The organism is Nocardia sp. NPDC050378, from assembly GCF_040655675.1.
GTDB classification, from domain to species: domain Bacteria; phylum Actinomycetota; class Actinomycetes; order Mycobacteriales; family Mycobacteriaceae; genus Nocardia; species Nocardia coubleae.
Window position 1 is genome coordinate 69849 of record NZ_JBFAKI010000003.1, and the last position, 25689, is coordinate 95537.

Genomic DNA, 25689 nt, shown 5'->3' on the forward strand with positions numbered 1-25689 from the left:
CATTCTCGCCGAGAACCGACAAGTTGTTCTTAAGAACCTCTAGAGACCCAGGTCGCATTCTTTTCTCGGGCACCGGGAGCAACCGGGTCCGGCAGGTCTCGAGGGGTGATCAGCCGGACCCGGCGGTGTAGCCGGAGGGTGGCTCTTCCAGACGCTGAAGACGAACTGCCGACGGTAACCACACCGAGGACTACAACCGAAGCCGCTTCCGATGGGGTGTCACAGGAGGATATCGGCCGGGCCGGTCGACGAGGGGTGAGCGGCCCGGTCGTTTGCGTTACGTGGAGCGTGCGGTAAGGGTTGAGGAGTGGTCGACATAACCGAGCACTCCGATGCCCTTGATCGTGCCGAAGAACGGTTGCGTGAAGAGTTCGCGACAATGTTCGATCCGGCGACGATCCACCAGTTCCTCCATAGTTCCTACGAGGATTTCGCGGCGCGAGCGACGGTGACGTTGTATCTGCCGTTGCTGGCCGAGCGGTTCGCCGCCCAGCGCCTGAACGCCGTCGCCAAGATCGAAGGCAAGGTGGCCAAGCCGCGGCCGACCGTGCTGTTCCTGTGTACACACAACGCCGGCCGTTCCCAGATGGCGCTCGGCTACTTCGAGGCGCTCGCCCTGAACCGTGCCGTGGCCTGGTCGGGCGGATCGGTGCCCGGCGGGCAGCTCAATCCGGCGGCGGTCGCCGCGATGGCCGAGGTGGGGATCGACATCTCCCGCGAATACCCCAAGCCGTGGACCGACGAGATCATCCGCGCCGCCGACGTGATCGTCACCATGGGCTGCGGTGACACCTGCCCGCTGGTTCCCGGCGTGCGCTACGAGGAATGGATCATCGAGGACCCCGCCGGTCTCGAGGTGGAGCAGGTACGACCCATCCGCGACGATATCGGCCGCCGCGTGACCGGTCTGCTCGCCGAACTCGGGATCAGTGTTCCCGCAGATACCGTGGCCAAGATCCATAGCGCGTGATGTCGGTGGCTGCCACGGCGGCGTCATAGGTGCAGGCGAAGCCCACAACTGTTGTGCCGCCGGACAATTCGATACTCGTCAGCGCCATGGGTGCGGGTAGGTCGGCGAGGAAGCGGCCGAGTGCGCCGGGGGAGAGCAGGAACAGTTCGCCTGCGATGGGGGCGCCGAGGCCGTCGCCGTGGCGGACCAGGCCCGGTTTCGGCGGGGTCGTGTCCATGGCAGTGAGGCGGTAGGCGTCGCTGGTCGTGATCTCGCCTGCGAAGCGGGCGCCCAGGTCTTCCAGTTGCCGGTGCAGGGGCTGGCCGCGCAGGTGGGCGCCGAAAACCGCCAGCGGCACACCGGTTTTCACCAGCAGGGGTGCTGGGGTGCCGGTGACGAGTGCGGCGAGGTCGACGGCGATCTGGTCGGCGAAGGTGGGGACAACCACCATCACGCCGAAGGGTAGGCCGTCGGCTGTCGTGGCGCCGGGGACGGCGACGGCGGCGAGGTCGAGGAGGTTGCAGAAGTTGGTGTAGGTGCCGAGGCGGCGGTTGATCGTCAGCGGATCGGCCTGCACTGCCGCGATGGTTGGGTGTTCAGTGGTTGTCGGCAGGAGCAGACCGTCGTAGTCGGCGAGGAGGGCTTTGGCCTGTGCGCGGGCGTTCGCGAGGGTGTCGAGGTCTGTGGCGAAGGTATGGGCATCCAGATGCTTTGCCGCGCTGATGATTCCGGCGACGGTCTTGTCGAGCCCCTTCGCACCTTTGTCGACGAATTCACCGACCGCCGCATAGCGTTCGGCGACGACGGCGCCGTCGTAGAGGAGGCGGGCGGCGTCGAGTAGGGGGGTGATGTCCACCTCGGTGATCTGGACGCCCTGATCGCTCAGGGCCGCAACTGTTTCGGCGAAAGCGGCGCGGTATTCGACGCTCAGCGGGCTGAGGTCGTGGGGGATGGCAAGTTTTCGGGTGCCCGCCAGGGGGACATCCGCGGGCCAGGTACGGCTGCGTGGGTCGCGCGCGTCCGGGCCCGCCATGATCGCGGCGGCCGTGACGGCGAGGTCGAGCGTGCCGGCGAAGACGGTGACGGCGTCGTAGTCGGCGCAGGCCGGAACCACACCGTGGGCCGGGATGATGCCCAGGCTGGCCTTGATCCCGACAATGCCGTGGAAGGCGGCCGGGACACGCCCCGAACCGGCCGTATCGGTGCCGATCGCGATATCGGCGATGCCAAGGGCGACCGCTACGGCGGAACCGGAACTCGAACCGCCGGAGACCATTTCGGGATGTCGGGCGTGGCGGACCGCGCCGTACGGGCTGCGGGTGCCGACGAGGCCGGTGGCGAACTGATCGAGGTTGGTTTTGCCGAGGATCAGTGCGCCCGCGTCTGTCAATCGCTGCACAGCCGAGGCGGTTTCGGTCGGCGTATAGGCGAACTCGGGGCACGCGGCGGTGGTCGGCAGGCCCGCGACATCGACATTGTCCTTCACCGCGAGGAGCAGGCCCGCCAACGGAAGTTCGGCGCCGTCGACGAGCCTTCGCTCCAATTCGCGTGCCTCGGTGTCGAGTTCGCTCTGCGGGCGCAAAGTGATCCAGACTTCCGGCCTGTCGACCTCGGCGATCCGCTGATAGGCGGCGGCGACCCGGGTGGTGGGGGATTCGGGCATCGGTTCCTCTATTCGCTCATGGACATGGCGGCGATCGCCCGCGAGATCCGCTCGAGCACGACATCGAGCGAAGCACCGATGTGGGTGTGCAGCAGCCGATGTGCGCGGGGGAGGTCCCGCGCGAACACGGCGTCGAGGATGCCCAGATGTTCGCTGATCGTCGTCTCGATCCGGTTGTTGATCATGAAGTCGTACATCCGCACATGCCGGATCCGGGAGTTCACCGCCACCAGCGCGCGCACCAGCTCCGCATTGCCCGCCGCCGTCAGCAGGGCGACATGGAATTCCTCGTCGACCACGACGAACCCCGGTTCCTTGGCGGGCGGGTCGGCCCGCAAGGCCAGCCAGCGCTGCTGTTCGGCCCGCAAGCCCTCCTCGTCGTGGGTGATCTGCGGGTTGTCCATGATCCGGGTCATCCCACCGAGTTCGAGGGTGAGCCGCAGCTCGTACAGATCGCGAATCCGAGCGACACTCGGCCGCACCGGACTGAACCCGAACTCCTCCCGCTGGAGCAATCCGTCCGAGCACAGCATCGTCAACGCTTCCCGCACAGGCGTCCGCGACATCGCGAACCGCGCCGAAAGCTTCGGTTCGGTGAGCCGTTCCCCGAACCGGATATCGCCGTTCATCAACTCACCACGCAAGGTGGAATACACTACGTCACGTAGGGATTCCCCCGCAGTACCCACCCTTGTCGACATGCCTGTATACGCTAGGCACCCCGAATTTCTATCAAGTGACAGAAAGTAAGCACCACGTTATCCCTTCCTCACACCTCACCACCCGCCCCACCCCACCGAGAGCACTTCTCAACCACCCCTCAACACTCGGGCGCCCCCTACCGACACACACCGAGCGCACCCTTCTCTACAGAGGAGGGCCCATGAACAACTCGACCGCGATCCTGGCACTCATCCTGTGCCTGCTCGCCATCACCGCCATCACGGTCTGGTGGCCCAACCCCGCCGACCGCCGAGGTCGCGGCGATGCTGATTCACCACCCCCGTAACCGACGCGGATCCCGCGACGGCCGCAACCGATGGGGCGCGGCCGCTCACGAGAACCCCTGTATCTCCAGGTACCAGATCGTTTGGTCACCGCCGATGCCCTTGGTGACCATGGACGTCGGGCTCACGGTGGAATCGGGAGTGGCGTAAGACCGCCGCTCGACAATCGGGCCTCGTTCGCTGTCGTCATAGGCAAGAACGACTTTGCCATCACGTACGAAGACCTGCGTTGTCGAGTCGGAGTGAGTGTGCAGCCCGGTCCATTTTGCGCCGTCCGTCCCCAGTGCTCGATTCAGTTCGTCACTCGTATTCGGGGAACTGAAGCTGTACATGCGGTCCCATGGGCCGATCTCGGCTCCGGACGATGCGACGACGTCGCCCAACCGGGCAGTACCCCTTTCCGCCAACAGTCGATTGAACGCTGCTGTCAACGCGGGGTTCCCATCCTGAACGGTGATCTGGTCACCACTCGACAGAGAACCGCATGCCACGACCGGGGCGGAGGCTGCTGTGACAACGACGGCCAGCAATGCGACGCTCATTCGTTTCCGAGTATCCACCGATATCCTCGAGATTCCGATATTGGCCAAGCGGAGGTCACTTGGGCGAAGGCTTGTTGTCCGGGATCAGTGAGCCGGGCAGGCTCGGCTGTTCATCGATTCGCGCGGTAGGTGGTGTGTACCCGAACAACAATGACATCGACCCGATCACCGAGCGAATGAGTGCCGTGCGGCGTGCACTGCTCACTGACCGGTTCACCGAGTCTCGGTACGGTGTCGCGGTCGATGTCCGAGCCGGATGGACCGCTCGAAGCGGTCCGCATCGATAACAGCGTCACGCCCTACGGGGCCGAGCTCGGCAAGCTCATCACAACCCTTGTGCACGATGCCTTGGACAAGGCTCGTGGGAATGTGCGTGATCGCCTCGATGAACTGACTGCGGACCCACGCATAGCCGCGGCAGTCGAGTCGATCGAAATCGCTGCCGAACAGCCCGCACCTAAACCGGCACGGATGCCTGCGCAGGAGCGTATTCCTGAAGACGACCTCACCGAGGAAGAGCTCATCGAGCTCGACGAGCAGCGCAACCGCGGGTGGTTTCGTTAGCCGTCTCGGAAAGAGGGCAACCCGGCTGCGGACATGCAAAAAGCCTCTGACCAGGAAACCAGGTCAGAGGCTTTTTGGTGTCTCAACCAACACGTCGGGGTGACAGGATTTGAACCTGCGACCTCTTCGTCCCGAACGAAGCGCGCTACCAAGCTGCGCCACACCCCGTGAGGCGAACCTGAAGTAGCTTACAACGTGGGGGTGTGAAACGTTAAATTGGCTGGTCAGGTGGGGTTAGAGGGCGCGGATGGAGCTGAAGATGCGTTTGGCGGTCGCGGGGTCTATGGCGTCGGGGACGCCGGTGTCGGCGATCATGACCATGACGAAGCTGCCGTCTTTGGTGCCCTTGAAGGCGTAGGTGTAGATGGAGAAGGTGGGGGCGCAGCCGGGTTTGGGGCTGGGGACGGTGCCGGTGGTTTCGGTGAACATGCCGGTGGTTGTGCCGTCGATCGAGGTGAGAGGTTCGGCGGGGCGGGGCGTGCCGGTGGCGCCACCGTAGGCGAGGCGGGCCGCCTTGGTGCCGAGTTCGGTGCCTGCCGCGGCGTGGTCGGTCTGTTTGGAGCCGGTGAGCAGGGACATGGTCCGGGTGGAGCCGGGGCAGTAGTCGCGGCCGTCGGTGGCGTAGCCCTTGCCGATCACCGTGTCGCCGGGCGGTTCGCCGACACCGCCGATGGTTGTCTCGGTCGCGACCTTCCAGCCGGGTGGGACGTCGTAGGCGGCGCCGCGGTCGGGGGCGGCGACGACCTGGTAGCCCTCGATGAGCGGGGTCTTGCCGGCTGCCGCACCCGTCGGCGAGGGGGTGGTGGACTTCGGCTTGGTCGACGACGGGGCCGGTGAGGTGGTCAGGGCGCTGACCATCGATGGGGTGCTGGTGCCTGCCGTCGAGGCTGCCTCGTCGCCGGACAACGCGACGGCCGTGATCGCGACTCCGCCCAGCAGCAGCGCCGCCACACCCGCAGCCACCCAAACCCAAGCCTTTCCACCGGATTTCGGCCCGCCGGGAAGGGGCTGCCCGTAAGGCTGCACCCCGTAATGCTCGAGCGGCGGAACCTCACCGTACTTCTGCACGGGCTGCTGCCCCCACGAGCCGGCCTGTCCCGCACCGTAATTCCACTGCGCGTTCGGCTGCACCCCGAATCCCGGTGCGCCCCATTGCGACTGCGCGGGCGGCTGCCCGGGGCCCCAATGCTGCCCGCCGGGCCCTGCTTGGTTCTGGCCCGGGTTGCCGGGCACTGCCCATGGAGTCGGCTGCCCGCCCGCCCCCGCCTGGTTCGGAAACGGCTGTCCCTGACTGCCGGACCCCGCCCACTGCCCTTGGCTCGCCTGTGTGGCGGGTCCTGCCTGGTTCGGCAGAGCGCCAGAATCCTGCCAGACCTGCGGCCCCGCTGGATTCCACGGCGTCGGATCCGGCAGCCCGGGCGGCGGCCCGGACCCGTCCCACCGCAGAGTCGGCGGAAGACCCGTGCCGCCAGGCGTCCACACCGCCGTGGGATCGGCTGGTCGCGCGTTGGGATCGCCGGACAGGTTCGGATCGTCGGATGCACTCACGGCCGCCCCCTCGAGACAAGAATCGTTCGGGGGACGACCTTAGCGGGCGACGGCCTCCGAGGCCGAGATGCCGTGTCCCGCATCGGCGGCCGGACGCTTCGGGGGCGCACCGACCAGTGTGAGCAGGGTGGCTTCGGGGCGACAGCAGAAGCGGTAGGGCGCCCAGGGGGAGGTGCCGATGCCGGCGGACACGTGCAGCTGAGTGTGCGCACCCCACTGCGACGGACCCTTCACCCGCGACTTGTCGATCCCGCAGTTGGTGACCAGCGCGCCGTAACCGGGCACGACCAGCTGACCGCCGTGGGTGTGACCGGCGAGCACCAGGTCGTAACCGTCCTCGGCGAAACGGTCGAGCACGCGGGGCTCGGGGGAGTGAGTGAGGCCGATGCTCAACTGCGCCAACTGGTTCGGCGCGCCTGCCACGGTGTCGTAGCGGTCGCGCTGCAGGTGCGGGTCGTCGACGCCCGCGGTGGCGATGCGGATGCCGGCGACTTCGAGGTCGCGGCGGGTGTGGGTGAGGTCGAGCCAGCCGCGTTCGGTGAACGCGGCGCGCAGATCCTGCCAGGGCAGCGGGTCACCGTAGACGCGGCGGTGGTCCTTGTCGAAATACTTCAGCGGATTCTTCGGAACCGGCGCGAAATAGTCGTTGGAACCGAACACGAACAAGCCGGGACGGGCCAGCAGCGCACCGAGGGATTGCACAACGGCGGGCACGGCCTTGGGGTGGGAAAGATTGTCACCGGTATTCACGACCAGGTCGGGTTCGAGGCGGTCGAGTTCGCGCAGCCACTGCTGTTTGAGTTGCTGACCCGGCATCATGTGCAGGTCGCTGAGGTGCAGAATGCGCAGGGTCGGCGACCCGGGTGCGAGCACCGGCATCGTGGCCTCACGCAGGACGAACGCGTTCCGTTCGATCAGAGTGGCGTAACCGATGCCTGCGACGGCGGCCCCGGCGGCTCCCAACGCGGTTCGGCGGACAGCGGTCGTCGAGATAACGGGCATTTGCCCAGCATAGGTGACCTCCTCCCGGATCGGCGCGTGTGTTTCCGCACAAGAGTCGCCGAATTCACCCGGATGTATCTGTCGGTGTCGAAATGTGATGGGAGTTTTCGGGTGTTCGGGCTACCGTGACCCCATGTCGGAACTGAAAGCACAGCTGCGCGCGGATATGACTTCCGCGATGAAAGCCAAGGACAAACTGCGTCTGTCGACCCTGCGGATGCTGCTCGCCGCGATCCAGAACGCCGAGGTCTCCGGAACGCAGGCGCGCGAACTGTCCGATACCGATGTGGTGGCCGTCCTGCAGAAGGAAGCCAAGAAGCGCAACGAGTCGGCGACGGTCTACGAGCAGAACGGCCGTGGTGAACTGGCCGCGAACGAGCGCGCCGAGGAAGCGATCATCGAGGAGTACCTGCCCACGCAGCTGACCGAGGCGGAGCTGGCCGAGGTGGCCGATACCGCCATCGCCCAGGTCGCCGAGGAACTCGGCGAGCGGCCCGGAATGCGGCAGATGGGTCAGGTCATGAAGGCCGCGACGGCGCTGGCGAACGGCCGGGCCGACGGCTCGCGGCTGTCGGCGGCGGTCAAGTCGCGCCTGTAGAACCGAACGACAAGGGCCGCCGTCCGGACTGGACGGCGGCCCTTGTCGTGTTCTAACGCGGCACCGGGATCGGGATCGGTGGCAGACGCGGAATCTGCGGCAGACCCGGGATGGCCGGCGGCGGCGCGGCGGGCGGCGGCGTGGTCGGCACCGGCACCCGGACCGACCCGTCGCTGATGTAGATCGTGACGACCGAACCCGGGATGGCCGAACCGTTCGGCGAGCTACCCATCACCGTGCCCTTGGGCTGCGAGCCGGGGCTGGTCACCGCCGACACCTGGAAACCGGCGCCGACCAGGATCGAGGTGGCCTCGCCCTGCGACTTGCCCGCCACATCCGGCACCTGGGAGTTGTTCGCGCCGCGCACGTACTTGTCGTCCAGCGGCGGCAGGGCGGGCGGCGGGAACCGGTCCATCACCGGCTTGATGGCGCCGAACCAGGTGCGGGCGGGCTCGTTACCACCGAACAGGCCGTTGGCGTCGCTCGCGCCGCAGTTGCGCAGGGGGAACGAGCAGATCTCGCCGGGGGTCGGGCTGTCGCCGTACACGTAGACCGACGACGCCAGCGAGTTGGTGAAACCGAGGAAGGCCGAGGAACGGTGGCTTTCGGTGGTTCCGGTCTTGCCCGACATCGGCGCGTTCCAGCCGTTGGCCCGGGCCGCCGCGGCGGCGGTACCGGAGATGTCGTCCTTGCTCATGGCGTTGGCGAGGGTGTTGGCCAGACCGGGGTCGACCACCTGCTCGCAGGCCTGCTGGGTGAGCGGCACGGTCTTGCCATACCGGTCGATCACCTCGCGGATCGGCGAGGGCGGGCACCACTTGCCGCCCGAGGCGAGCGTGGCGGCCACGTTCGACAGTTCGAGCGGGTTGATCGCGAACGGGCCGAGGGTGAACGAACCCATGTTGTTGTTCTTGATGTGGTCGGCCAGGCTCGTGTTGCCGTGCCCGGAGGTGCCGGGCTGGGTGTAGGCGCGCATGCCGAGGCGCACGGCCATGTCGACCGCGGCGGAGACGCCGACGTCCTGGATCATCTTGACGAACGTGGTGTTCGGCGAGGTGGCCAGCGCATCGGTGACCGACATCGAACCCGGGTAGTTGCCCGCGTTCTTCACACACCAGGAGTCGGCGGGGCAGCCGGGCGAGTTGCTGTAACCCATGCCCTTGGCCGCGTATACGCTCGGCACGTCGACCTGGGCGTTGATGCCGAGGCCCTTCTCCATGGCGGCGGCGGTGGTGAACAGCTTGAAGATCGAGCCCGCGCCGTCACCGGCCAGCGAGTACGGCTGGCCGAGCAGCGTCTCGTTGGCGTCGCGGTTGAGCCCGTAGGTACGGCTCGACGCCATCGCCAGCACATGGTGGGCGTCCTGACCGGGGGAGACCACCGACATGACCTCGGCGATGTTCTCGAGATCCGGCGGTGCGTGCTCGGTGACCGACCGCTTCACCGATTCCTGCAGCACCGGGTCGAGGGTGGTCCTGATCAGGTAGCCGCCCTTGTCGATCTGTTCGCGGCTGATGCCCGACTCGGCCAGGTACTGCAGGGCGTAATCGCAGAAGAAACCCTTGTCCTGGGCGGCGATGCAGCCACGCGGCAGACCCTTGGGCTCGGGCAGCACGCCGAGTGGTTCGGCCTTGGCCTTGCGGAACTCCTCGGCCCGGCTCGGGATGTTCTGGATGAGCGTGTCGAGCACGGTGTTGCGGCGGTCGGTGACGCCTTGGACGTTGGTGTAGGGGTTCAGCTTCGAGCTGGACTGCACCATGCCCGCCAGCATCGCCGACTGGGTGATGTTCAGGTCGGCCGCGTCGACACCGAAGTAGGTCTGAGCGGCGTCCTGGATGCCGTAGGAACCGTTGCCGAAGGGCACCAGGTTCAGATAGCGGGTGAGGATCTCGTCCTTGGACAGCTCGCGGTCGAGGGTGAGCGCCATCCGGATCTCGCGCAGCTTGCGCGCGGGGGTGGTCTCGATGGCGGCGCGGCGTTCGGCGTCGGTCTTGGCGACGACGAGCAGGTTGAAGTTCTTCACGTACTGCTGATCCAGCGTCGAGGCGCCCTGCTGCACCTCACCGGAGGACGTGTTGGTCAGGAACGCGCGCAGCGTGCCCTGCCAGTCGACGCCCTTGTGGTCGGCGAAGCGCTTGTCCTCGATGGACACGATCGCCAGCTTCATGTTGTTCGAGATCCGATCGCTCGGCACCTCGAACCGTCTCTGCTCGTAGAGCCAGGCGATGGGTGTCCCGCTGGCGTCGACCATCGTCGACACCGCCGGGACGGTGCCCTCCACCAGCTCGGCTGACACGTTGTCGACGGCATCGGCGGCCCGGTTGGAGATGAACCCGAACCCACCGGCCAAGGGGAACAACAGCCCGGCGACTAGCACGGCGGCCAGCGCGCAGCTGCCGGCCAGCCTCGCAAGCGTTTGAGTGATCGGCACCGGTCCAGACTAAAGGGTGGCGTGTCGAGGGACACGGTCTGCTGGCCGACGTCAGTTGTCCGCCCGGTGCCAGGGGGGTTGCTCGGGCGTGTCAACAAAATGATCACATCGGCGTGTCGCGACCGGGCACGCCGGTGAACAGCGCCGCTGCCGCGTCGACACGCGATTTGAATGGACGCCCGTACCAAAAAATCGGCGGCCGGTCTTGCGTAACGGCCATACCTTTACCTAGATTGAGAACCCAGTGTGATAGAGCTAACACTCAAAGTGGAATGTGGTGCGGAACGCAGCGGTAGTTGGGTTGCTGTGATCCGCGCTCGCGATTCTGGAGCGCCGCACAACGGTGTTCGGACTGCAAAGGGGCACATCAAATGCACATCACAACCCCCATCGCTCGACTGGATGTAGAGCAGGCCGAGGCAAGGATCGCTTGGGTTGCCCAGGCGCGATGCAAGGAAGTGGACCCGGATCAGCTCTTCGTGCGCGGTGCGGCGCAGCGCAAGGCGGCCACGATCTGCCGTCATTGCCCGGTATTGATGCAGTGTGGCGCCGATGCCCTCGACAATCGGGTGGAGTTCGGCGTGTGGGGCGGCATGACCGAACGCCAGCGACGAGCGTTGCTCAAGCAGCACCCCGATGTGACCTCCTGGGCCGACTTCTTCCAGGCTCAGCGACAGCACCAAGTGGCCATCTGACAGAGCGAATACCACAACGGCGCCGAGACCGCTGGGTTTGCGGGATCGGCGCCGTTGGCGGGTACTACCGCCGAAGCAAGCGATAGCCGATATGTCTGATTAGGACGCGGCCTTGCCGGTCAGCTGATCGCCGACCGCACGCAAGGCGGTGAGGTCGGAGACCTCGAACGGCAGCGCGGTCACGGACACGATCCGGACCTTGGGATGCGCCCCGGTGAACCGGTGCAGCAGCCGTTGCTCCCGTTTGGCGGTGGCCACCCGCTCGGCATGGATACGCAACACCGACGCGGTGAGCGGGTCGGTGTCGGCGAGCTGATCGGCGGCGGTGAGCGCGTGATCGCCGGACAGGCTCGTCAGCACGGGATGCGTGCGGTTGAGCACCAGACCGGCCAGCGGCATCTGCTCGGTCGACAACCGGTCGACGAAGAACGACGCCTCCCGCAGCGCGTCCGGCTCGGCCGCGGCGACGACGAGGAAGTGGGTGCCCGGCTTGGCCAGCATCGCGAAGGTGCGTTCGGCCCGGTCCTGGAAACCGCCGAACAGCGACTCCAGCGACTGCAGGAACGTCGAGGCGTCCTTGAGCATCTGCCCGCCGACGATCGTGGACACCCCGCGCATGGCCAGGCTCATCGCTCCCGTGACGAACCGGCCGACACCGCGACCCGGCGCCATGATGAGCCGGATCATCTTCCCGTTGAGGAACGTGCCGAGCCGTTTGGGCGCGTCGAGGAAGTCGAGGGCGTTGCGCGAGGGCGGGGTGTCGACCACGATCAGGTCCCACTCCTTGCGCGCGGCCAGCTGCCCCAGCTTCTCCATCGCCATGTATTCCTGCGTGCCACCGAACGACGACGCCACCGTCTGATAGATCGGGTTGGCGAAGATCTGCTCGGCCTTCTCGGGGCTGGTGTGCTCGAGCACCATGTCGTCGAAGGTGCGGCGCATGTTCAGCATCATCGCGTGCAGTTCGCCCGGCACGTCGGGGCCCAGCTCCACGCGCTGCGGTGAGTTGTCGAGTTCGGCGACGCCGAGCGACTGGGCGAGCCTGCGCGCCGGGTCGATCGTGAGCACCACGACCTTGCGGCCCGACTCCGCCGCGCGCAACGCGATCGAGGCGGCGGTCGTGGTCTTGCCGACGCCGCCGGAACCGCAGCACACGATGACCTTGGCCTGCGGGTCGGCGATGATCTCGGCGACATCGAGGGGAGGCGGGGTGGTCACACGGTCGTTCATCGCACTCCCTGCGCGGATAGCTGTTCGGCCAGTTCGTAGAGCCCGCCGAGATCCATGCCGTCGCTCAGCGCGGGCAGATGCAGCTGGGGGACATCGACCTCGGCCAGTTCGGCGGCGCTCGCGTCCTGGGCGGTGAGCATCGTCGCGTGGTCGGTCGCTTCGGTGATCAGGCCGGCGAAATCGTTGTCGGACAGGGTGATTCCGGCCTTGGTGAGACCGGCGGCGATCGCGGCGGTGTCGAGTTCACCGCGCACGGCGGCGACCCGGTCGGCGGGCGCGAGCTGACCGGCGGCCGCCCGGTTGACGATCACCGTGCCGATGCGCAGATCGTTCGCGGTGAGTTCGGCCACCGCGTCGGCGGTCTCCTGCACCGGCAATGCCTCGAGCAACGTCACCAGGTGGATCATCGTCTGATCCGAATGCAGCAGCTTGGAGACGCCCTCGGCCTGCGAGGCGATCGGGCCGCCCTTGGCGATCTCGGCCATGGCCTGGGTGACGTCGAGGAACGATGCGATCCGCCCGGTCGGCGGCGAATCGACGACGATGTCGTCGTAGACGGGCTTGCCGTCCTTGCCGACGCGCACCGCGCATTCCTTGATCTTGCCCGTGAGGATCACATCGCGCAGACCGGGCGCGATGGTGGTGACGAACTCGATGGCGCCCATCCGGCGCATCGCCCGGCCCGCGAAGCCGAGGTTGTAGAACATGTCGAGGTATTCGAGGAAGGCGTACTCGGTGTCCAGCGCCAGCGCCACCACCTCGCCCCCACCGTCGGCGGTGGCGATCTGGGTTTCGGTGGGCGGCAGCGGTGGCCGGTCGAACAGCTGCGCGATGGACTGGCGGTTCTCGACCTCCACCAGCAGCACCTTGCGTCCCCCTGCGGCCAGGGCGAGGGCGAGCGCGGCCGAAACCGTCGACTTGCCGGTGCCGCCCTTGCCTGTCACGTAATGCAAACGGGCCTTGACCGCGCGCTCTGGCCACCCGGTCGTCGGCTCGGGAACCGAGGAAACCGGCTCTGCTGTTGGTGCTCCCACGTCGCCGAGCCTATAACCCGTTTCGCGGGGATGGTCGGGGTGAGCCCTAAACTCACACCATGAGTGAAGTCACCCTGTGGGAGTACGCGACCGTGCCGCTGTTGACGCACGCGACCAAGCAGATCCTCGATCAGTGGGGCGCCGACGGCTGGGAGCTGGTCACGGTGCTGCCCGGACCGACCGGCGAACAGCACGTCGCCTACCTGAAGCGGCGGAAGTAGTCGTGGCCACCGCGTGGAAGGACGCGCTCGACCGGCTCGGGGTCACCCTGCCGCCGGTCGCCGCCCCCGTCGCGGCCTACATCCCGGCGATCCGCACCGGTTCGCTGGTGTACACCTCCGGTCAGCTGCCCTTCGTCGACGGTGAACTGTCGGCGGTCGGCAAGGTCGGCGCCGAGGTCGATGTGGAGCAGGCCAAGGAGGCCGCGCGGCTGTGCGCGCTCAACGCGCTCGCCGCAGTGCACGATCTGGTCGGGCTCGACCAGGTCGTTCGGATCGTGAAGGTGGTCGGCTTCGTCGCCTCAGCGCCCGGGTTCACCGATCAGCCGATCGTGATCAACGGTGCCTCGGAATTCCTCGGAGAGGTGTTCGGCGAGGCGGGCGTGCACGCGCGCTCGGCCGTCGGCGTCTCCGAACTGCCCAAGAACACGCCCGTCGAGGTGGAACTGATCGTCGAGGTCGGATAGGTAGCCGTCATGGCACTGGAACATCCCGCGTACGGCCAGGTCAGGCAGGTCACGCCGACCGCATCGGTGCTGCTGGCCGAGAACCCGTCCCAGATGACGCTCGACGGGACGAACACCTGGCTGCTACGCGGGCCCGGCAGCGACGACTACGTGGTCGTCGATCCGGGCCCGAAGGACAAGAAACACACCGCCGACATCGTCGCGGCCACCAGTGGGCGCATCGCGCTCACCCTCATCACCCATCACCACCCCGACCACACCGGCGGCATCGATCACCTGGTGAAAGCCACCGGGACACCGGTACGGGCGGTGGAGCCGAAGTACCTGCGCGGCACCGAGACTCCGCTGGCCGACGGTGAGGTCATCGAGGCGGCGGGGCTGCGGATCACCGTGCTCGCGACGCCGGGCCACACCGGCGACTCGGTGAGTTTCCTGCTCGACGACGCGGTCGTCACCGGCGACACGGTGCTCGGCAAGGGCACGACGGTGCTCGAGTCGTCGGGCGGTGCGCTGGCCGCGTTCCTGTCGTCACTCGAGCTGCTGCTCGAGCGTGGTGCCGGCAAGGCGCTGCTGCCCGCGCACGGTCCGGATCATCCGGACGCCGAACCGGTGGTGCGCTACTACCTGAACCATCGCCGCGAACGGCTCGACCAGGTGCGGGCGGCACTGGCCGAATTGGGTTCCGACGCGGGTGCTCTCGCGGTGGTCCGCAAGGTGTACGCCGATGTGGACAAACGCCTGTGGCCCGCGGCGCGCAGTTCGGTGCGGGCTCAACTGGAGTACCTGCGGGCCGAACAAGGCTGACCGCTTCCGATCGCAGGCCGAAAGGCGCCTGCGATCGGAAAGCGTTCCGAAAACGACGGCACAACAGATCTCGCAAGCACATGGGTAACTCATAGGGCACGGGCTGACCCCGCCACCCACTGAGTCCGGCCGCCCGCACCATCTCCCCGCGCGTGAATCTGGCCGAAATCGCGGGGAGGCGGAACAGTCAGCGCGCGCGACGCGCCAGGCGCTCCGAATCCGAGATCAGCACGCTCTTGCCCTCGAGACGCAGCCAACCGCGATGTGCGAAGTCGGCGAGCGCCTTGTTGACGGTTTCGCGCGAGGCGCCGACCAGCTGGGCGATCTCTTCCTGGGTCAGGTCGTGCGTCACGCGCAGCGCACCGGCCTCCTGCGTGCCGAAACGCTGTGCGAGCTGCAGCAGCGCCTTGGCCACACGGCCGGGCACGTCGGTGAAGATGAGGTCGGCGAGGTTGTTGTTGGTGCGGCGAAGGCGTCGGGCAAGCACGCGCAGCAGCTGCTCAGCGATCTCGGGGCGCTGATCGATCCACGACTTGAGTGCGTCGCGGTCCATCGTGACCGCGCGGACCTCGGTGACCGTGGTTGCGGTCGAGGTACGCGGACCCGGGTCGAAGATCGACAGTTCACCGAACATGTCGGACGGACCCATGATGGTCAGCAGGTTTTCCCGGCCGTCGGGGGAACGTCGGCCGATCTTCACCTTGCCCGTCGTGATGATGTACAGCCGATCGCCGGGTTCGCCCTCGTTGAAGATGACGTGGCCGCGCGGAAAATCTACGGGCTGCAGCTGCTTGGCGAGCGCGGCCACCGCGGTGGGCTCGACGCCTTGGAAGATGCCTGCTCTGGCGAGGGCCTCGTCCACGAATGTGCTCCTTATGGGATATGGCTTGCGAACCTGGTCGAGCGAATCGACCAACAGCGCAGTCTACGCGGCATTACGGCAGCACAGTGACAGACACCACGTAAAGAGTGGATTGCGCGAGCCGCGGCACTGTGTCCGAGAGGATGGGGAGGTGTTCAGCTGGCCCGGGCGACATCCATGTCCGGGGTCCGTGTGCGGCGCTTGCGCACCCGCGCGACCGCGGCGGGAAGCCCGAGCTTGGTCAGTTCTTTCACTTCGGCGTTGCTGGCGTTGTCCAGGTACTGCTGAACCTCTTCATCGGGTTCGAGAAGTTTGCGGAGCCGATTCTCGACCCGCTCCATCCCCAGCGCGAACAGCATCAACAGCACTGGGAAGAGCACCACAGCGAGTCCTTGCATGACAGGCAGTAAACACGGTCCAGGTCTCAGATGGAACACAGGTGCCCAACTCGGTCGCGCAATGTTGTCGGACCGGTTCCGTATGGTGGTGCGGTGCCCGTTTCCCCCGCAACCGCCGCCGCAGGCGACGCCGTTCCGGTGCCGGTGACCACCGGGATCACGGCGGCCCGCAAACGCAAGAATCGCGCTATAGCTGCGGAAACGCGGATCGGAACGGTCCGTCGTGCCCGCCGGATGAACCGCACGCTCGCCGAGGCTTTCCCGGACGCGCACTGCGAGCTCGACTTCACGACTCCACTGGAATTGGCGGTCGCGACGATCCTGTCGGCCCAGTGCACCGACGTCCGGGTGAACCTCACCACTCCCGCGCTGTTCGCCAAGTACCGCACCGCCCGCGACTATGCCGAGGCCAACCGCGTGGAGCTGGAGGAATTCATCCGGCCCACCGGCTTCTACCGCAACAAGACCAGCGCGCTGATGGGTCTGGGCCAGGCCCTGGTCGAGCAATACGACGGTGAATTGCCTCACACCCTCGACCAATTGGTGAAGCTGCCCGGCATCGGGCGCAAGACGGCCAATGTCATCCTCGGCAATGCCTTCGATGTGCCGGGTATCACGGTCGACACCCATTTCGGCAGGTTGGTGCGCCGCTGGGGCTGGACTGCGGAGGAAGACCCGGTGAAGGTCGAGCACGCGGTCGGCGAGCTGTTCGAGCGCAAGGACTGGACGATGCTCTCGCACCGGGTGATCTTCCACGGCCGCCGCGTGTGCCATGCGCGCAAACCGGCCTGCGGCGCGTGTGTGCTGTCCAACGACTGCCCCTCCTTCGGTGCCGGACCCACCGATCCCGCCGTGGCCGCCGAGTTGGTGAAGGGGCCCGAGCGCGATCACCTGCTGGAAATGGCCGGGCTGTGAGCGAGGCGTCCCCGCTCGCCCGCCCCGGCGTTCGCTGGGTGCTCGCCGCACTGATTCTCGTCGTCGCGGCGACGGTCGCCCTGTGGCCGCGCGAGGATTCCGGCTCCACCGAAACTCGCAAAACTTCGCAACAGGAGTCGGGCGTGTCGGCCGCCGAACGTGCCGCCGCCGGTTTGACAGCCTGTCCCGTCGCCGCCCCTGGCACGCCGGGTTCGGGACCGCTGGCCGGGCTCACCGTCGGCTGCCTCGCCGACGGGACCCGAGCCGACCTGGCCGCCGCCCTCGCGGGCAAGCCCGCACTTCTCAATCTCTGGGCCTACTGGTGTGGTCCGTGTGCCATCGAGCTTCCTCACCTGCAGGAATTCGCGCAGCGGGCGGGTTCGGCGCTCACCGTCCTCACCGTGCACAGCGATCCAGACGAGGCGAAGGCGCTGGCCCGGCTCGCCGGTCTCGGCATCACCTTGCCCGGCGTTTCCGACCCGGCGGCCGCGGTGCGCGGCGCGGTCGGCGCGCCGCCGGTACTCCCGGTTTCGGTGTTGCTGCGCGCTGATGGCAGCGTGGCGAGTGTGGAGGTGCGAACCTTCGCCGACGTGACCGACATCGCCGATACGGTCGCCGCGAAGCTCGGTATCACGGTATGACAGACAGCGTTGTGTGGTGGCAGGCGAAGAGGATGACAGCGTGAACGGTGTGGCGAGACTGGACGACTCCGGGATTCCGGCCTGGCTCCACCCGGCGACGAGGCACGGCGGCCCCGACGCCGACGACACCCTCGCCACCTCGCGCGCCCTGCGCCGCGCCATGTCGGTCACCGGCAAACCGAGGCGAGCGGCGGTACTCGTGCTGTTCGGCGGCTCCGCCGACGGCGGCCCCGGCGCCCCACCCGCCGACGCCGAGGTGTTGCTCACCCAGCGCGCTTCGACCATGCGTCAGCACCGCGGCCAGGTCGCCTTCCCCGGCGGCGCCGAGGACCCCGGCGATGACGGCCCGGTCGGCACCGCCCTGCGCGAAGCCGTGGAGGAGACCGGCCTCGACCCGTCGGGTGTGCAGCCCTTCGCGACCCTGCCCACCCTGTTCGTACCGCCGTCGAAGTTCGACGTCACCCCCGTGCTGGCCTGGTGGCGGGAGCCGAGCGAGGTGCGGGTCGTCGATCAGGGCGAAACCGAACGGGTGGTCCGGGTGCCCCTGAGCGAATTACTCGATCCCGCACACAGATTCATGGTGCGTGGCAGTCTCGGCTACCAGAGTCCCGCCTTCCAGGTCGACGGCATGCTGGTGTGGGGGCTCACCGGCGGTATCCTCGCCGGCATCATCAAAACTGCTGGGTGGGAACGAGACTGGGATCGGGGCGACGTGCGTGATCTGGAGAGCTCGCTGGCTGCGGTCGGAATGACCCTGTGAGCGCGCGGCACATCGGCACAGCCGCCATCGCGGTCATGTGCGAGCCGAGCGTCTGCGAGGCACAAGCATGAGTGCCTCGGTGTGGCTCGATATCGCAGTGGTGCTGATCGCGCTGGTCGCGGCGTCCACGGGGTGGCGGCAAGGGGCGGTGGCCTCGGCGCTGGCGTTCTTCGGCGTCGCGCTCGGTGCCGTCGCGGGCATTCTGATCGCACCGCATATCCTCAAGCACCTCAGTGAGGGTCGCAGCCGGGTTCTCGGCGGCATCCTGCTGATCGTGCTGCTGGTGATCGTCGGTGAGGTCGCGGGCATGGTTCTCGGCCGGGCCGCCCGCTCCGGTATCCGGCATCCGTTCGCGCGCAGCGTCGACAGCGGTGTCGGCGCGGTGCTGCAGGCGCTCACGGTGCTCGTCGCCGCCTGGTTGATGGCATTGCCCCTGGCCACGGCCTCCCAACCAGGTGTAGCTGCCGCGATCAACGGTTCCCGAGTGCTCGCCGACGTGAACGCCGTTGCCCCCGCCTGGTTGCGCAAGCTGCCCAACGAGTTCTCCAAACTCCTCAACACCTCTGGGCTTCCCGACGTCATCGGACCGTTCGGCCGCGCGCCCATCGCCGCTGTCGAACCCCCCGACCCGAGCGTTCTGGCCAGCCCCGTCGCCGCGTCGTTGCAGCCGAGTGTGCTGCGCATTCGTGGTGTCGCCCCGAGCTGCCAGCGTGCGCTGGAAGGTTCCGGCTTCGTCGTGGCGCCGGAGCGCGTGATGACGAACGCCCACGTTGTCGCCGGCACTACGAGCGTGTCGGTCGATACCGCACGCGGACCGCTCGACGCCAACGTTGTGCTGTTCGACCCGTCCAAGGACATCGCGGTCCTAGCGGTTCCCGGCCTGACTTCGCCGGTGATTCCGCTGGCTCCCACACCGGCGGCGTCCGGCGAGAGCGCGATTGTGCTCGGTTACCCCGGCGGTGGGCCGTACACCGCCAGCGCGGCCCGCGTCCGCGAAACCTTGGACCTGACCGGACCGACGATTCATCGCGACGGAACCGTCGAACGCGAGGTCTACACAGTTCGCGGCCAGGTCCGCGCGGGCAACTCGGGCGGCCCCCTTGTCGACACCGATGGCCAGGTACTGGGCGTCGTCTTCGGTGCCGCCGTGACCGACGACGACACAGGCTATGTGCTGACCCTCGACGAGGTCGCCTCGGAGCTGGCAGCTGCCGGCGTCAGCAATGCAGCGGTCGACACAGGAGCCTGCGTATTGAGCTGAGGCGGACACCGGAAACCCGCTAGGTGGAGCCTCTGAGTGATGCGCACCCCGGGCGGAATTCCCAGCAGTCCGCCATGACAGCATTCCCAGCCCCGCCCGTCCCGACCTCGAGGAGGGACCGCCGCGAAGCGGCGCAGCGGCCCGGCCGCGAGTTAGGCGCCGTTGCGCATGCGCGCATGCGCGAGCAACGGCGCATAACTCGCGGCCCTCCAGGGGCCGCGCTCGAGCGCGCCAGCGCTCCAAAACACAGCCCAACACCTCCTTGGTGCACAAAACACCGAGGCCGTGCCGCGTGGCTGGGTGTGCGGTAGGCGCCGGCCTGGGAGTAGTGACGCACGGTTCGAAGCGCGTAGCGGCGCCCTCGAGTGGTCGGTATAGCTGGGGTTCGACAAGCAGCTTACGACTGGCACCACTCGGCTGAAAGCCCCCCGTCACCAGACAACCTCAGGGCGACACCAAGTCATCCTTCGGAGCATCATTGGCACCGTTCTGCTCATGCCAATACGCGGTAAGCACCTCATTGACCTTGCCCGGATTCTCCTGATGGGCGTAATGGCCCGCATTCGGAATGGTCACCAGGGCCCGACGCGGGGAGAGCTCCTGATCCCGCTCGATGGTTGACGCCAACAGATACTGGTCATTCGCACCGCGCAGTCCGAGGACAGGTATGTCGATCGGATCCCGCATAGTCGCCATGAACCGCTTGCCGTCAGGCCGCCATTGGCTCCGAAAGGCCCATCGCTGATACTCCAGCGCGCTGTGGGCGGCGCCGGGTATGCGAATAGCGGTCCGCATCCGTGACGCGGTCTCGGTGAATTCGGCGGTGCGTGACCAGGATTCGCCGACCCGCTCGCGTAGTAACCGCTCCACCTCGGCCCCGCCCCGCCGCGTGAGGAGGTTCTCGGGGTATCGGGGCAACTGGTAGCGCAGGAATTGGGGCAGCCAGGCCGCGCGCTGTGCGGGGTCGCGCAGGACGGCACTCTTCAACGCGGCGGGATGCGGCGAGCTCACCAGCGCGATGGACCGAACCAGCCGGGGATGCAGGACCGCGGTGGCCCAGCAGACCAGGCCGCCGTCGGCGTGGCCGACGAGGGTCGCTTCGGTGTGGCCGAGCGCGCGGATGAGTCCGGCGATGTCACCGGCGAGGGTCCACCCGTCGTAGCCGCGGGGCGGTTTGTCCGTGTCGCCGTATCCGCGCAGGTCGACGGCGACGGTCCGGTACCCGTGGTCGGCGATTCCGGTGAGCTGATGACGCCATGACCACCAGAAGTCGGCGAATCCGTGCAACAGCAGCACCAGCGGCGCGTCGGCGCGCATCGTGGCGTCGGCTTCGACGACATGGAAGCGGATCCCGTTGGCGTGCACGTCCCGGTGGGTCCAGGGGCCGTCGTAACGGACGGTGGACGGATCCGGGAATGAGTTGGACGACACGCCGATCGAGCCTAGTGGGCGGGTCCGGTCGTGGCGACCGGGCCCGCCGGGTGGGAACCGTCAGTTCTTGGACTTCTCCAGCGACGGGGTGTGCTCGCGGTGCGCGAGTGCGTGCGGCAGCACCTCGGCGCTCTGCTTGAGCGAGCCGATCGTCTTCTCCGGCGCCTTCAGCTTCTTCACCTTGCGATACCCGAGGAAAGCCAGCAGCGCGGTGGCGAGCACCATCAGCGTGAAGACGATGAGGAACGCCGCCCACCGGTACAGCCACACATCGAGCAGTTCGGCGAGGAAGAAGAAAAAGAAGAACGAGCTGAACAGCAGGATCGTCAGCGCGAGGATGAAGAAGACGCTGCCGGTGAGGCCCTTCTTGACCTCGCCGGTGACCTCGGCCTTGGCCAGCGCGACCTCGGCGCGCACGAGCGTGGACAGCTGCTCGGTGGCGTCGCGGACTAGGCTGCCGATGCTGGCCGATCCGGGCGGATTGGCGTCGGTCAACGGGATGGAAGTGACCGTCCGACCGTCATTTCCGCCTTGGGTGTAACTCACTTCGTCGACCCTTCTCCCTGTGGTAACTGGTCCGCATCGCGGCGCGCGGTGTGCACACGTCTTGGCGCAACACTAGCGCCGATCCGATCAGCGATGCTGCCCTGGAGGTGACCGACACGGCTATCGCCGCAACCGTAGCGTGCCGGTCCCCGATCAGTTGCCGCCGGTACGGATGGCCTCGAAGACGGCGGGGTCGACGAGGGTCGAGGTGTCGCCGAGTTCGCGTCCTTCGGCGACGTCGCGCAGGAGTCGGCGCATGATTTTGCCGCTGCGGGTTTTGGGGAGTTCGGGGACGATGTGGATTTCGCGGGGTTTGGCGATGGGGCTGATCTGTTTGGATACTTCGGCTTTGAGGGTGTCGACGAGGGTGTCGTCGGGTGTGGTGGATCCGGTGAGGATGACGAAGGCGACGATGCCTTGGCCGGTGGTGGGGTCGGTGGCGCCGACGACGGCGGCTTCGGCGACGTTGGGGTGGCCGACGAGGGCGGATTCGACTTCGGCGGTGGAGATGCGGTGGCCGGAGACGTTCATGACGTCGTCGACGCGGCCGAGGACCCAGAGGTCGCCGTCGGTGTCGAGTTTGGCGCCGTCACCGGCGAAGTACCAGCCCTGCTCGGCGTAGCGCTCCCAGTAGGTGGACCGGTAGCGGTCCATATCGCCCCAGATACCGCGCAGCATCGATGGCCACGGCTTGTCGAGCACCAGGTACCCATTGGCCTCGGTTTCGCCGAGCTGAACCGCCTTGCCTTCTTCGTCCACGACCTTCGCCGAGATACCGGGCAGGGGGCGCATGGCGGCGCCGGGCTTGGCGTGAGTGACGCCGGGCAGTGGCGAGATCATGATGGCGCCGGTTTCGGTCTGCCACCAGGTGTCCACGATGGGGGTCTTGTCGGCACCGAACACTTCCCGGTACCAGCGCCACGCTTCGGGGTTGATCGGTTCGCCGACCGAACCCAGCAGACGCAGTGACGACAGATCGTGAGCGTCGGGAATTTCGCGGCCCCACTTCATGAACGTGCGGATCAGTGTCGGGGCGGTGTAGTAGATGGTGACACCGTATTTTTCGATGATTTCGAAGTGGCGGTGCTCGTTCGGTGAGTTCGGGGTGCCTTCGTAGACGACCTGGGTGGCGCGGTTGGCCAGCGGTCCGTAGACGATGTAGCTGTGTCCGGTGACCCATCCGATGTCGGCGGTGCACCAGTAGACGTCGTGTCCGGCCTTGTGATCGAAGACGTTGTGGTGGGTGTAGGCGGTTTGGGTGAGGTATCCGCCGCTGGTGTGCAGGATCCCCTTCGGCTTCCCGGTGGTCCCGGAGGTGTAGAGGATGAACAGCGGATGCTCGGCCGGGAACGGCTGGGCCTCGTGTGCGGGCGAAGCGGCGGACACGGTTTCGTGCCACCACAGGTCGCGTCCGTCGGTCCACGGCACCTCGGTCCCCACGCGGCGCACCACCAGCACATGCTCCACCGACGACGGCACATCGCCCTTGGCGGCCAGCGCCTCGTCGACAGCCTCCTTCAGCGGCGCGGGCTTACCTCGCCGCCACTGCCCGTCGGTCGTGATGACCAGCCGCGCCTGCGCGTCGTCGACCCGCTGACGCAGCGCGCTGGGCGAGAACCCGGCGAACACCACCGAATGGGTGAGTCCCAGCCGCGCACACGCCAGCATCGCCACGATCGCCTCGGGCACCATCGGCATGTAGATCGCGACCCGGTCGCCGGCGACCAGCCCGAGCTCGGTCAGGTAGTTGGCCGCCCGCGAAACCTCCTCGAGCAGTTCCCGATAGGTGATCGCACGCGAATCGCCGGGTTCGCCTTCCCAGTGGACGGCTACCTGGTCGCCGTGGCCGTCGAGAACATGGCGGTCGACGCAGTTGTAACTAATGTTCAGCTCGCCGTCGGCGAACCAGCGCGCCACGGGTGCGTCGTCCCAGTCCAGGACCTGTGTGAAGGGTGTGTGCCAGTGCAGGCGACGCGCCTGTTCGGCCCAGAAGCCCTCGCGGTCGGCGTCGGCCCGCTCGTAGAGTTCGGCACCGGCATTGGCGGCAGCCGCGAACTCGGCGCTCGGCGGATACGAATCCTGATGTCCTGCAGCGGTTTCGGTCATGTCGATGTCAGCCTCACATGCCTGGTGCGGTCGGGTCGGTCGCCAGGGCGCAGCCGTGGCACCTCGACAGTAACGAACGTGTCCGCCCCCTTGTGAGCGTTGCGTGAGCTCGGTTTCCGAGACGTTCAGTGGGCTTGATTCATCCGGTGAGTTCGCGGACAGGGCAGGCGATCCCGGGCTATCGTTTTAGATCGACCGTTCAGCTGATGGTTCCGAGAATTGTTCATTTTTTTCTGTCGAACAGGAAGGGTTCGGCAATCTTTTCCGCGTATTCGACATGTAACCGTAGGGATACATGTGACGCGGAAGATGATTGCGCCCCCTTCATGTCATGGAAGCGAACCGGGAGAGATCGTTGAGATTCATCAGAGCGACCGCGCTGATCGCGGCGGGACTTGTGGCCACAAGCCTCAGTCTCACCGCGTGCTCGTCCGATGACAGTGCCGATGCCGCCATCGTCACCACCAATGCGGGAGAGCCACAGAATCCCCTGGTACCGACCAATACCAACGAGAACATGGGCGGCCGCGTGGTCGACCGTTTGTTCGCGGGCCTGAAGTACTACGACGCCAACGGCGAAGCGCGGGACGAGATGGCCGAGAAGATCGAGACCACCGACCGCAAATCGTATCGCATCACCATCAAGCCGAACTGGAAATTCACCGACGGCACCACAGTCACCGCCAAGTCGTTCGTCGACGCCTGGAATTACGGTGCGCTCGGCACCAACGCGCAGTTGCAGGGCTACGCGTTCAGCCAGATCGCCGGGTTCGACGAAGTGAATGCCGAACAGCCCAAGGCACAGACCATGTCCGGTCTGAAGGTGGTCGACGACCGTACCTTCACCGTCGAACTGAAGTCGCCGTCGATCGACTTCGAGAGCGCCCTCGGTTACGCGCCGTTCTATCCGCTGCCCGAGGTGGCGTTCAAGGACATGAAGGCGTTCGGTGAGAAGCCGGTCGGCAACGGCCCCTACGCTTTCGAATCCTGGGAACACAACGTCAAGATCGATTTGAAGCCCAACCCGGATTACCCGGGCGGTAGGCCCGCCAAGAACAAGGGCCTGCGCTTCGTGATGTACCAGTCCTACGAGACGGCCTACGCCGATCTGCAGGCAGGCAACCTCGACGCGCTCGACACTATTCCCGACAGCGCCCTGAGCACCTACAAGAGCGATCTCGGCGACCGCGCGATCACCAAGCCGACCGCGCAGAACCAGCACATCGGCATCCAGTCCAATGTCCCGCATTTCGCGGGTGAGGAGGGCGTGCTGCGCCGCAAGGCCATTTCCATGGCGATCAACCGGCCGCAGATCATCGAGAAGATCTTCAACGGCTTGCGTAACCCCGCACGCGATTTCACCGCGTCGACGCTGCCCGGTTTCAACGCGAACCTCCCGGGCGCCGAGGTGTTCGAGTACAACCCGGAGGAGGCCAAGAAGCTGTGGGCCCAGGCCGACGCCATGTCGCCGTGGGCGGGCTCGCGCTACACCATCACCTACAACTCCGACGGCGGCCACCAGGCCTGGATCGAAGCGGTGGCCAACAGCGTGAAGAACACTCTCGACATCGACGCCGTGGCCAATCCGGTGCCGACGTTCAAGGACGTGCGTGACGCGGTGAACGCCGAAACCATCGGCACCGCTTTCCGTTACGGCTGGCAGGGTGACTACCCCACGATGATGCAGTTCCTCGGGTCGAACTACTACAGCTACTCCGAGACCAACAACGTCAACTACAACAACCCCGAGGTGGACCGCCTCTTCGACGCCGCCATGGCCGCGGCGACGAAGGAGGAGTCCTACAAACTCATCGGGCAGGCACAGGCGATCCTGATCCGGGATATGGCCGATATCCCGGTCTTCGATTACATCGCCGCCGCGGGCCGCTCCGACCGGGTCACCAAGGCCGAACTCGCCTGGAACGGCCTGTTCGACTTCGAGAACATCGAGAAGTAACCACTCGCCGCCGGGCCGGGTCACGAAAAGTGGCTCGGCCCGGCAGTTTTCGGAGGAACG

26 protein-coding genes and 1 tRNA gene are annotated in these 25689 nt (G+C 66.8%); 13 read left to right on the forward strand and 14 right to left on the reverse strand.

Annotated elements, in window-relative coordinates; translation table 11 throughout:
* The first annotated feature begins 307 nt into the window (after positions 1 to 307).
* Positions 308 to 970, forward strand: coding sequence for an arsenate reductase ArsC (locus tag AB0I35_RS08020; RefSeq protein ID WP_067640448.1), 663 nt, complete (start codon positions 308 to 310; stop codon positions 968 to 970).
* On the opposite strand, the gene atzF is transcribed toward AB0I35_RS08020, so the two are convergent.
* Positions 927 to 2612 carry an allophanate hydrolase gene (gene atzF / locus AB0I35_RS08025; RefSeq protein ID WP_357395103.1) on the reverse strand — a complete coding sequence of 562 codons (1686 nt, stop codon included), beginning with the start codon at positions 2610 to 2612 and terminating at the stop codon, positions 927 to 929. The two genes, AB0I35_RS08020 and atzF, sit on opposite strands and share 44 nt — an antisense overlap.
* Positions 2613 to 2620: 8 nt before the next feature.
* Positions 2621 to 3313: a GntR family transcriptional regulator gene (locus tag AB0I35_RS08030; RefSeq protein ID WP_357395104.1), complete on the reverse strand. Its 693-nt coding sequence runs from the start codon at positions 3311 to 3313 to the stop codon at positions 2621 to 2623.
* 182 nt (positions 3314 to 3495) lie between these two features.
* On the opposite strand from AB0I35_RS08030, the gene AB0I35_RS08035 reads away from it, so the two are divergent.
* The gene (locus AB0I35_RS08035) at positions 3496 to 3621 is read left to right on the forward strand and encodes a hypothetical protein (RefSeq protein ID WP_357395105.1); all 126 of its coding nucleotides are present in this window, start codon (positions 3496 to 3498) and stop codon (positions 3619 to 3621) included.
* A gap of 45 nt (positions 3622 to 3666) precedes the next feature.
* On the opposite strand, the gene AB0I35_RS08040 is transcribed toward AB0I35_RS08035, so the two are convergent.
* Positions 3667 to 4161, reverse strand: coding sequence for a hypothetical protein (locus AB0I35_RS08040; protein ID WP_357395106.1), 495 nt, complete (start codon positions 4159 to 4161; stop codon positions 3667 to 3669).
* A 243-nt stretch (positions 4162 to 4404) separates the two neighbouring features.
* Here AB0I35_RS08040 and AB0I35_RS08045 point away from each other — a divergent pair, with 243 nt between their 5' ends.
* The gene (locus AB0I35_RS08045; RefSeq protein ID WP_357395107.1) at positions 4405 to 4725 is read left to right on the forward strand and encodes a hypothetical protein; all 321 of its coding nucleotides are present in this window, start codon (positions 4405 to 4407) and stop codon (positions 4723 to 4725) included.
* A 94-nt stretch (positions 4726 to 4819) separates the two neighbouring features.
* On the opposite strand, the gene AB0I35_RS08050 is transcribed toward AB0I35_RS08045, so the two are convergent.
* From AB0I35_RS08050 to AB0I35_RS08060, 3 genes are all read right to left on the reverse strand, one after another.
* Positions 4820 to 4893 (reverse strand) — tRNA-Pro (locus tag AB0I35_RS08050).
* A 66-nt stretch (positions 4894 to 4959) separates the two neighbouring features.
* Positions 4960 to 5958, reverse strand: coding sequence for a hypothetical protein (locus AB0I35_RS08055; RefSeq protein ID WP_357395108.1), 999 nt, complete (start codon positions 5956 to 5958; stop codon positions 4960 to 4962).
* A gap of 354 nt (positions 5959 to 6312) precedes the next feature.
* Positions 6313 to 7275, reverse strand: a complete 963-nt coding sequence (locus AB0I35_RS08060) for a metallophosphoesterase (protein WP_357395109.1) — start codon at positions 7273 to 7275, stop codon at positions 6313 to 6315.
* A gap of 133 nt (positions 7276 to 7408) precedes the next feature.
* Between AB0I35_RS08060 and AB0I35_RS08065 the strand changes: the two genes are divergently transcribed.
* Positions 7409 to 7873 (forward strand): GatB/YqeY domain-containing protein, encoded by a 465-nt coding sequence (locus tag AB0I35_RS08065; protein ID WP_067494932.1) that lies wholly within the window; start codon positions 7409 to 7411, stop codon positions 7871 to 7873.
* Positions 7874 to 7925: 52 nt separating this feature from the next.
* Here the strand turns inward: AB0I35_RS08065 and AB0I35_RS08070 are convergent, their stop codons facing one another.
* Entirely contained in the window at positions 7926 to 10304 is a 2379-nt protein-coding gene (locus AB0I35_RS08070; RefSeq protein ID WP_357395110.1) for a transglycosylase domain-containing protein, read from the reverse strand.
* 371 nt (positions 10305 to 10675) lie between these two features.
* Here AB0I35_RS08070 and AB0I35_RS08075 point away from each other — a divergent pair, with 371 nt between their 5' ends.
* Positions 10676 to 10999 carry a WhiB family transcriptional regulator gene (locus tag AB0I35_RS08075; protein WP_019044565.1) on the forward strand — a complete coding sequence of 108 codons (324 nt, stop codon included), beginning with the start codon at positions 10676 to 10678 and terminating at the stop codon, positions 10997 to 10999.
* Between the two features lie 99 nt (positions 11000 to 11098).
* Here AB0I35_RS08075 and AB0I35_RS08080 read toward each other — a convergent pair whose 3' ends face one another.
* Positions 11099 to 12229: an ArsA family ATPase gene (locus tag AB0I35_RS08080; RefSeq protein WP_357395111.1), complete on the reverse strand. Its 1131-nt coding sequence runs from the start codon at positions 12227 to 12229 to the stop codon at positions 11099 to 11101.
* Positions 12226 to 13263, reverse strand: coding sequence for an ArsA-related P-loop ATPase (locus AB0I35_RS08085; RefSeq protein WP_357395112.1), 1038 nt, complete (start codon positions 13261 to 13263; stop codon positions 12226 to 12228). Before AB0I35_RS08085 ends, AB0I35_RS08080 begins: the two co-directional genes overlap by 4 nt.
* Positions 13264 to 13322: 59 nt before the next feature.
* On the opposite strand from AB0I35_RS08085, the gene AB0I35_RS08090 reads away from it, so the two are divergent.
* The 3 genes from AB0I35_RS08090 to AB0I35_RS08100 are packed head-to-tail and all read left to right on the forward strand — an operon-like array spanning position 13323 to position 14752.
* Positions 13323 to 13484: a DUF4177 domain-containing protein gene (locus tag AB0I35_RS08090; RefSeq protein WP_110038224.1), complete on the forward strand. Its 162-nt coding sequence runs from the start codon at positions 13323 to 13325 to the stop codon at positions 13482 to 13484.
* A 2-nt stretch (positions 13485 to 13486) separates the two neighbouring features.
* On the forward strand, positions 13487 to 13948 hold the full coding sequence (locus AB0I35_RS08095) for a RidA family protein (protein WP_067494498.1): 462 nt from the start codon (positions 13487 to 13489) through the stop codon (positions 13946 to 13948).
* A 9-nt stretch (positions 13949 to 13957) separates the two neighbouring features.
* Complete coding sequence (locus AB0I35_RS08100) at positions 13958 to 14752, forward strand: MBL fold metallo-hydrolase (protein WP_357395113.1); 795 nt, start codon at positions 13958 to 13960, stop codon at positions 14750 to 14752.
* Positions 14753 to 14939: 187 nt separating this feature from the next.
* Here AB0I35_RS08100 and AB0I35_RS08105 read toward each other — a convergent pair whose 3' ends face one another.
* Positions 14940 to 15614, reverse strand: coding sequence for a Crp/Fnr family transcriptional regulator (locus AB0I35_RS08105; protein WP_040703546.1), 675 nt, complete (start codon positions 15612 to 15614; stop codon positions 14940 to 14942).
* 155 nt (positions 15615 to 15769) lie between these two features.
* On the reverse strand, positions 15770 to 15997 hold the full coding sequence (locus tag AB0I35_RS08110; RefSeq protein WP_084457709.1) for a hypothetical protein: 228 nt from the start codon (positions 15995 to 15997) through the stop codon (positions 15770 to 15772).
* 249 nt (positions 15998 to 16246) lie between these two features.
* Here AB0I35_RS08110 and nth point away from each other — a divergent pair, with 249 nt between their 5' ends.
* The 4 genes from nth to AB0I35_RS08130 all read left to right on the forward strand — a co-directional run bounded on the left by nth (position 16247) and on the right by AB0I35_RS08130 (position 19589).
* Entirely contained in the window at positions 16247 to 16927 is a 681-nt protein-coding gene (gene nth, locus AB0I35_RS08115) for an endonuclease III (RefSeq protein WP_157101786.1), read from the forward strand.
* Positions 16924 to 17568 carry a TlpA disulfide reductase family protein gene (locus AB0I35_RS08120; protein WP_357395114.1) on the forward strand — a complete coding sequence of 215 codons (645 nt, stop codon included), beginning with the start codon at positions 16924 to 16926 and terminating at the stop codon, positions 17566 to 17568. The genes nth and AB0I35_RS08120 overlap by 4 nt, the downstream gene beginning before the upstream one ends.
* 58 nt (positions 17569 to 17626) lie before the next feature.
* On the forward strand, positions 17627 to 18328 hold the full coding sequence (locus tag AB0I35_RS08125; protein ID WP_357395454.1) for a CoA pyrophosphatase: 702 nt from the start codon (positions 17627 to 17629) through the stop codon (positions 18326 to 18328).
* A gap of 67 nt (positions 18329 to 18395) precedes the next feature.
* Complete coding sequence (locus tag AB0I35_RS08130) at positions 18396 to 19589, forward strand: MarP family serine protease (RefSeq protein ID WP_357395116.1); 1194 nt, start codon at positions 18396 to 18398, stop codon at positions 19587 to 19589.
* A 444-nt stretch (positions 19590 to 20033) separates the two neighbouring features.
* Here AB0I35_RS08130 and AB0I35_RS08135 read toward each other — a convergent pair whose 3' ends face one another.
* The 3 genes from AB0I35_RS08135 to acs form a co-directional block, all read right to left on the reverse strand.
* Positions 20034 to 21020 (reverse strand): alpha/beta hydrolase, encoded by a 987-nt coding sequence (locus AB0I35_RS08135; protein ID WP_357395117.1) that lies wholly within the window; start codon positions 21018 to 21020, stop codon positions 20034 to 20036.
* A 60-nt stretch (positions 21021 to 21080) separates the two neighbouring features.
* Positions 21081 to 21566: a phage holin family protein gene (locus AB0I35_RS08140; protein ID WP_357395118.1), complete on the reverse strand. Its 486-nt coding sequence runs from the start codon at positions 21564 to 21566 to the stop codon at positions 21081 to 21083.
* Positions 21567 to 21719: 153 nt separating this feature from the next.
* Positions 21720 to 23672, reverse strand: coding sequence for an acetate--CoA ligase (gene acs / locus AB0I35_RS08145; RefSeq protein ID WP_357395119.1), 1953 nt, complete (start codon positions 23670 to 23672; stop codon positions 21720 to 21722).
* Between the two features lie 331 nt (positions 23673 to 24003).
* Between acs and AB0I35_RS08150 the strand changes: the two genes are divergently transcribed.
* A complete protein-coding gene (locus AB0I35_RS08150; protein WP_357395120.1) occupies positions 24004 to 25629 on the forward strand; it encodes an ABC transporter substrate-binding protein in 1626 nt (541 codons plus the stop codon).
* The last annotated feature ends 60 nt before the right edge of the window (positions 25630 to 25689 follow it).

Bases quoted from the DNA above. Each gene is read 5' to 3' on its own strand.
- AB0I35_RS08100 (WP_357395113.1), top strand. From the start codon at position 13,958: ATGGCACTGGAACATCCCGCGTACGGCCAGGTCAGGCAGGTCACGCCG.
- AB0I35_RS08080 (WP_357395111.1), bottom strand. From the start codon at position 12,229: ATGAACGACCGTGTGACCACCCCGCCTCCCCTCGATGTCGCCGAGATC.
- atzF (WP_357395103.1), bottom strand. From the start codon at position 2,612: ATGCCCGAATCCCCCACCACCCGGGTCGCCGCCGCCTATCAGCGGATC.
- AB0I35_RS08035 (WP_357395105.1), top strand. From the start codon at position 3,496: ATGAACAACTCGACCGCGATCCTGGCACTCATCCTGTGCCTGCTCGCC.
- AB0I35_RS08090 (WP_110038224.1), top strand. From the start codon at position 13,323: ATGAGTGAAGTCACCCTGTGGGAGTACGCGACCGTGCCGCTGTTGACG.
- AB0I35_RS08065 (WP_067494932.1), top strand. From the start codon at position 7,409: ATGTCGGAACTGAAAGCACAGCTGCGCGCGGATATGACTTCCGCGATG.
- AB0I35_RS08075 (WP_019044565.1), top strand. From the start codon at position 10,676: ATGCACATCACAACCCCCATCGCTCGACTGGATGTAGAGCAGGCCGAG.
- AB0I35_RS08045 (WP_357395107.1), top strand. From the start codon at position 4,405: ATGTCCGAGCCGGATGGACCGCTCGAAGCGGTCCGCATCGATAACAGC.
- AB0I35_RS08060 (WP_357395109.1), bottom strand. From the start codon at position 7,275: ATGCCCGTTATCTCGACGACCGCTGTCCGCCGAACCGCGTTGGGAGCC.
- acs (WP_357395119.1), bottom strand. From the start codon at position 23,672: ATGACCGAAACCGCTGCAGGACATCAGGATTCGTATCCGCCGAGCGCC.
- AB0I35_RS08150 (WP_357395120.1), top strand. From the start codon at position 24,004: ATGGAAGCGAACCGGGAGAGATCGTTGAGATTCATCAGAGCGACCGCG.
- AB0I35_RS08130 (WP_357395116.1), top strand. From the start codon at position 18,396: ATGAGTGCCTCGGTGTGGCTCGATATCGCAGTGGTGCTGATCGCGCTG.
- AB0I35_RS08030 (WP_357395104.1), bottom strand. From the start codon at position 3,313: ATGTCGACAAGGGTGGGTACTGCGGGGGAATCCCTACGTGACGTAGTG.
- AB0I35_RS08040 (WP_357395106.1), bottom strand. From the start codon at position 4,161: ATGAGCGTCGCATTGCTGGCCGTCGTTGTCACAGCAGCCTCCGCCCCG.
- nth (WP_157101786.1), top strand. From the start codon at position 16,247: ATGAACCGCACGCTCGCCGAGGCTTTCCCGGACGCGCACTGCGAGCTC.